Genomic DNA, 6,201 nt, shown 5'->3' with positions numbered 1-6,201 from the left:
TCGATTACAGGGTCCACCTCGCTGCGCTCGGTGGTTGACCTGCTCCGCAGGTCAAACCCGAGCCTTTGGCCCGGGGTCCTAGGCGCTGCGCGCCTAGGAAGGGAGAACGCTCGCTGCGCTCGCTCGATTACAGGGTCCACCTCGCTGCGCTCGGTGGTTGACCTGCTCCGCAGGTCAACTTGCCCCCTTCGGGGGCAAGGGCCTTAGGCGCTGCGCGCCTAAGGAGGGAGAACGCTCGCTGCGCTCGCTCAACTACACGGTCCACCTCGCTTCGCTCGGTGTTTGACCTGCTCCGCAGGTCAAACCCGGGCCGAAGGGCCAAGGGCCCTAGGCGCTGCGCGCCTAGGAAGAGAGAACGCTCGCTGCGCTCGCTGAACGGGAGTGGCCACCTCGCTGCGCTCGGTGCTTGACCTGCCCCGCAGGTCAAACCGGGCCGAAGGCCCGGGTCCCCAGCCGCTGCGCGCCTAGGGATCGAGCGCACAGTGCTGCGCTTGGTGGTGCTTGGCGAGGGGGCAGGCAAGTGCTAGCGGCTGCGGGGCTAAAGGGTTAACGCTGGCTGCGTTCGCCTCGACTACAGGCCCCACCTTGCTTCGCTCCGTGGTGACCTAATTCGCAGGCCGAAGCGGGCTGCGACAGGCGGGGGGCCCAGTAGCTGAGGCGCCCTGGGAAGAGATGACGCTCGCTGCGCTCGCTGAACTGCAAGGGCCACCTTGTTGAGCTCGGTGGTTGACCTGCTGCGCCGTTCAAAGGCCGGCGTTGAGGACGGAGGTCCTGACCGCTCCGCGGCGAGCTGTTGATGAGCTGGTGGCCCTGGTCCAGGAGGTCCGTCGGAACCTAGCTCTCAGGGCTGTCTGGAGGGTGGATGACGATGTTCTTCCAGGTCAGAGGGGCAAAAGAGGTTCCGGATTGAACTGTTGTTCTGCTTCCTGCTCGGTTCTGACAGGGGTGGGATGACCAACTGAAAGTTGGTTGATCGGACGTGCTCAGAAATGGAAGCGAGGGCCATATGACCCTTTGGTGCAGGGGAGTTAACGGCGTTAACTCTTGACGGACAGCTCTGATTCAAAAGGGGTTGTGGATAGAAATGGGAATCAGTCAGATTCAGGACTGTTCTGGACAGGCTGTCCGGGAGCTGCCGAAGATCCACAACTTCTGACGCTCTGTCAGGAAGAACCGGGGAGAAGTGCCTTGCGGACGACGTTGAGTGCGCGCAGCGGGCCGACCGCCGGCCTATAGAGGGTACGGAGATGCGTAGCCGCAGGTCAGGGAGGGTGCGGGGGGAAAGATATGTCCCCTCAGGAGGGACATATCTCGGGCGTTGTGTCGCTGGTGGGGGGACAGAGCGGCTACAAAACGTCAGTGCCGCTGACGCTTTTTGGCCTAAAACGTCGGGGAGGCTGACATAATGTGGGAGATACGTCGGACGGGCGTCGGGGGGAGGGGTGAGAATGCTCCGAGAGGCCCGGAGGGGGCTTCGGGCGGGGCGTGGCCGAGATGTGTCCCCCCTGGGGGGACGTAAGACACGCCGAACGTCAACGAGCGTGACACTAGTGTCACCCTTGTTGACATACTGCTTTCCGCAGATCAACGAAGTGGAGAGCATCCTCGTGTCATCAGAGCCACAGCGCCGTCGGCAGAGTCCGTCGCGCGCGCCGCGTCCTGATCTGCCCGTTGATGACGCGATCTCGGCGTGGAGTCAGCCGCTGGCGCCCGTCAAGGATCTGGACAGCTTGGCCAAGCGGTACCCGAGTCGGAAGCTGACTCTGGACGGCGAGCGCAAGCCCCTGGAGTTCTACGGGACTCAGAGCCAGCCAAACGCGTTCTCGATGGACAGCCTTGAGTTCTTCCTGGTGATCGCCCAGTACTTCCGGGAAGCACTGCCGTTGCGCGTGATCCTGCTGCTCATCGCGTGTCAGAGAGCGGGGGGGCGGATTCCGCTGACTCAGGAGGAGATGGCTACGATCCTTGATGTCAGTCGGACAAAGACGTCCGAGGCGCTCCACACGGTCATGTCTCATGGGATCGTCTTCAAGGTGAGGCGGGGTGTGTATCAGTTCAACCCGCCCTACAGTTACCGAGTAGCCGAGTTCATCCCGGGTACTGAGACGACGGGTGAGTTTGTGAAGGTGGAGCAGTCCAGCACCATCTCGCAGATTCGCGGTGACACGAGCTTGCCGGATCTGGTGCGGTTCCCGTCGCTGGACCACATGCGGCAGGCGATCGAGGAACTGCGGGCCGAACGGGCCAAAGAGCGCGCTGCGCGCCGGCTTAGCCGACGACAGCGCAAGGAAGAAGGGACAGCTCAGTGAGCACCTTGCGATTCGCTGCGGTCAACGCCGACGGGCTTCTCTCTGACCTGGACCTTCCGCCCGCGGCCTACCGGGTGCTGCTGAAGCTGCGTTCGTTGAGCGAGCCCGGCGGGCGGATCCTCATCGACCAGGCCTCGATCGCCGGCATGCTGGATCTGAGCCGGCCGAGTGTGAACGCGGCGCTGCGGAGCCTGGAGTTGGCGCGGCTGGTGCGGAAGGTTCGCAACGGCATCTACCAGATCAACCCGATGCTGGCCGGATACAACTCGTTCGAGGACGCGGTCGCGGCCGTGAACGAGATGCCGATGGACGAGCGGTTGGACGCGCGGGGGTACGTCGACAGCTACCACCGCGCGGTGGCGGAGTATCAGGACCAGCTCGCTGAGCAGCGGAAGAAGCGGGCCGCGCAGAACGCTGCGAAGAAGGCCGTCGAGGCCAAGCGGAGGCGGACCTTGCACGCCGTGGGCTAGGGCTCGTTGGAAGTTGTCCGTTGATGGGGCGCCGTGGAGTGGCTGAAGCCGCTCGGTGGCGCCCCTCGGCATTTTGGGGTGCGGGTGGGTACCGAATGGTCAGGTCGGGGGGATAGGGGCTCAGGGGGGCGCTGAGGGGCCTTGACGGGCCATCTGGCGGGGTCGGACCGGGGCGGGTTGTGAGGCCGCGGTGCGGAAGAGGGCCAGGGGGGCGCGGGAGGCGGGGTCGTACCGCGTGGCGGCCGGCGCGGAACGGCGGTCCGGGCAGTGCCGGTTCGGGGCGTCGTCGTACGTCCGGATGCTGCACCGGGGCGTCGCGCCTCGTGATCGGGAGGGGCGACGACCCGTACGACTTCGGTCAGAACTGCTACGGCACAGTGGTCGATCGGTGGCTTCGTCTGGTCAGTGCGTGATCGCTTTTGGCGTGGGCAGCTCGTCTACGTACCGCCTTGCGAGGACGAGCGGTAGGTGTGGCTCTTCCGTACGGCCTTGATCGCGGCGACGTCACCGTGGTCGCTGCGGACCTGCTGGGCCCGGACTCACTCGAAGGGTCCGAAGTGCCCCCGTGATGGCGAGGGCGACCATGGCGGCTACTGCGTTGTGCATGGTGTTCCTGCGGGTCTTGGTCAGAAGTCGAAGTCGATGTAGTCGATGTCGGTGAAGTCGACGAGGAGGCCGGAGGCGCGGGAGCCCTGGTCGCGGAAGTAGACGTCCTGGAGGCCCTGGGCGGTGATGTGGCGGAGCTCGGCTTCGGTGGCGCCGGCTTCCTGGGCCGCGAAGAGGCGGGAGGCGTACTCCGGGGGGAGGTGTTGGGTGATGCGGCGCATGCGGCCGTCGTCGGTGGTGCCGGGGGCCGCGGTGAAGCCGAAGCGGGCGCGGGTTTCGACGACGAGGCCGGTGGACTTCGCCGCTTTGGCGCGGGCGCGCTTGCGGACGAGGGGCTGCCAGCTCTTGCGGACTTCGGTTTCGAGGCGGCGTGCGAGCTCGGGGCGGGGGGTCTTGATCTGGCCCTTGAGATAGCGCTCGACGGTGCGCGGGGAGATGCCGAGGCGTTGGGCGACCGCCTTGACCGAGTTCTTCTCGGATTTGAGGAGGAACTTCACCCGGGCCTGGGCGGACTTCGGAATGGGACGGGTGAAATTGTGCTCGTCCGCCTGGGCCAGGCCGTCTTCGATGTTGCCGGACATGCTCGTCTACTCTCCGTCGGCCGCTGCGTCGTGGCCCTTGATGTGGCGGGCGGGGTTGTGGCCTTCGTCGAGGAGGCCGACGGCCCAGAGGAGGGGCTGGGTGCCCTCGTGCTTGACCATGCCGGGGCTGACGCCGAGGCGGAAGCCGCCGGGCAGGGGCTTGCCGTCCGGGGTGCGGGGGAGGAAGTCCAGCGGGCTCGGGCCGTTGGACAGGTACACAGCGCAGTCGGAGAGGACCGCGACGGGGTACAGGTCGGCGGTGGCGAGCTTGCGCATCTTGCGGTGCATGTTCACCCGGGCCGTGGAGATCACGGCCGCGCGGATGTCGGGGCGCCAGGTGGGGCGTTCGAGGGCGGGCCAGGCTTCGCCCGGACGGTAGCCGGCGCCCTGGGGGCGTTCGCGGAGCTTGCCGATGCCGCCCTTGACCGTGGCCTTGATGGCGGAGAGGACGGAGGCCAGGGCCGGGTCGTGCTGCTTGTGGACCGCCATGGCCCGGAGGAACGCCTCGTCGGTGAGGTCCGCGGTGACGCCCAGGTCGGCCATCGTGGCCATGTAGGCGTCGCGCAGGCGGGTGTACCAGGCGTCGAGGTACGAGCCGCTGTCCGGGCGGAGCCAGGCCTCGGTGGGTGCGACGGCGTGGCCGAGCTCCTGTGCGTAGGCCAGGGTCGGGGTCGCGTACCAGGCGGGGCCGGTGGGGGGCTTGCCGTGGGGGGTGAAGGGGTTCGGCAGGCGGGGGTCGAGGGGGACGGACGAGAGGTCGGCGAGCCAGCAGCCGGGGACCTTCGGGTCGAAGCGGGGGGCCGGGGTGTGGACCGCCGGGCCGAGGCCGACGGTGAGGCGGTTCGCGGCCGCGGCGAAGGCCATGTTGACGTCGATGCCGACCGCGTGGGTGCGCGCGCACTCGGCGTCGGTGAGGAGTTCCGGGTCGCGGATCCAGTCGTACGCCTCTTCGTCGAGGACCTGGTCCGGGGTTCGCTGGTGGGCCCGGGGGTAGAGGGCGGCGACGACCGGGTGCTCGTCGGGGGCCTCCGGGGGAGCCGGGTCGACGGGTCGGGTGAGGGAGCCGTGGACGGGGGCCGATTCCCAGACGTTGGTCTCGGGGTTGCGGGCGGCGCGGGTGGGCGGGCGCAGGGCCGTCATGAGTTCGAGGCCGGTGACGGCTGTGGAGCCGCGGGGCGTGAGGACGCGGGTGGCGTAGGTGGTGAGGAGCAGGGCGATCTCGGGCGCGGGGAGGTCGGCGGTCTCCTCGCCCCAGGCGCGCGGGTCGAGGGCTCCCCAGGGCAGGACGGCGAGCTGGACGCACTGGCGGCCGGTGGTGGGGGAGGCCGGGCGGTAGACGCGGGCCCAGGGGCCGAAGCCGCGGCGGGTCAGCTGCCACTTGGCCTTGGCGAGCCGGCGGACGACGGGGTGGTCGTCGGGCAGGCGGAGGCCGCGGCGGTCCGCGAGGGTGAGGGGGAGGCCGAGGGCCTCGGTCGCCTCGGCGGTGAGGACGAGGAGGGGGTCGCCGTCCTTGCCGTTGCGGTGGAGGCGGGGGGAGCGGAGGTCGGCGTCCTCGCTGAGGGCCCAGGAGATGAGGGTGGGGAGGTCGGTGGCGGCCTTGGGGGGGAGGGGGAGGACCAGGCCGTTGGTGGCGTGGGCTTGGGCGTTGCCGTCCAGGACGGCCAGGGGGGTGTGGGGAGGAGGGGTGGGGGAGGTGGGGCGCGGGCTTGGGCGGGACGGGTGCTGGGTGCGGGGGGCGGGGGGAGTGGGGGGAATAGGGGGAGCGGGGGGAGTGGGGGGAGTGGGTTGGGGATGCGGCTGGGGGGCGTTAACGGCGTTAACGGTCGGGGGTGCTGGTGGTGGGGGCTGCGTTGGCGGGGTCGCCGCGGTGGGGGTGGCAGCGGCGGTGTCGGGGGTGGGGGGTGTGGGGGTGTTAACGGCGTTAATGGGGTGGAGGGTGGCCAGGCCGTCCAGGAGGCGGGTGTAGGCGGCGCGCTTGGGGGGCCGGGGTTCGGTGCGGCCGGTTTCCCATGAGGTCACCGTTTCGCGGCGTACGGACAGGGCCTTGGCGATCTGGTCCTGGCTGAGGCCGGCGGCTTCGCGCAGGCGCTTGCGTTCGTCCGGGTGCGGGAGCGCGTCCTGGGCGGCGGCTTCTTCCAACAGGGCGTCGACCGCTGCGAAGAGGCTCTCTTGTTCGTCGGGCATGTACCTACCTCCGGGGGCAGCCTAGTCGAGTCGCACGTTTGAACGCACACT

Annotated in this window: 4 protein-coding genes; 2 read left to right on the top strand and 2 right to left on the bottom strand. The window is 68.7% G+C overall.

Features of this window, described 5'->3' with window-relative positions:
• The first annotated feature begins 1,592 nt into the window (after positions 1–1,592).
• Positions 1,593–2,309: a hypothetical protein gene (locus tag ACIQWR_RS33425; RefSeq protein WP_399268967.1), complete on the top strand. Its 717-nt coding sequence runs from the start codon at positions 1,593–1,595 to the stop codon at positions 2,307–2,309.
• The gene (locus ACIQWR_RS33420) at positions 2,306–2,779 is read left to right on the top strand and encodes a MarR family transcriptional regulator (RefSeq protein WP_385786186.1); all 474 of its coding nucleotides are present in this window, start codon (positions 2,306–2,308) and stop codon (positions 2,777–2,779) included. The genes ACIQWR_RS33425 and ACIQWR_RS33420 overlap by 4 nt, the downstream gene beginning before the upstream one ends.
• Before the next feature lie 626 nt (positions 2,780–3,405).
• Here ACIQWR_RS33420 and tpg read toward each other — a convergent pair.
• Positions 3,406–3,966, bottom strand: a complete 561-nt coding sequence (gene tpg / locus ACIQWR_RS33415) for a telomere-protecting terminal protein Tpg (RefSeq protein WP_404017434.1) — start codon at positions 3,964–3,966, stop codon at positions 3,406–3,408.
• A 6-nt stretch (positions 3,967–3,972) separates the two neighbouring features.
• On the bottom strand, positions 3,973–6,150 hold the full coding sequence (gene tap / locus ACIQWR_RS33410; RefSeq protein WP_404017432.1) for a telomere-associated protein Tap: 2,178 nt from the start codon (positions 6,148–6,150) through the stop codon (positions 3,973–3,975).
• Between the last annotated feature and the right edge of the window lie 51 nt (positions 6,151–6,201).

Origin of the sequence: Streptomyces sp. NPDC098789, from assembly GCF_044759975.1 — a bacterium.
Classification (GTDB): Bacteria; Actinomycetota; Actinomycetes; order Streptomycetales; family Streptomycetaceae; genus Streptomyces.
Note: the sequence above shows the minus strand (reverse complement) of the source record. Positions and strands in the feature narration are given on the sequence as shown.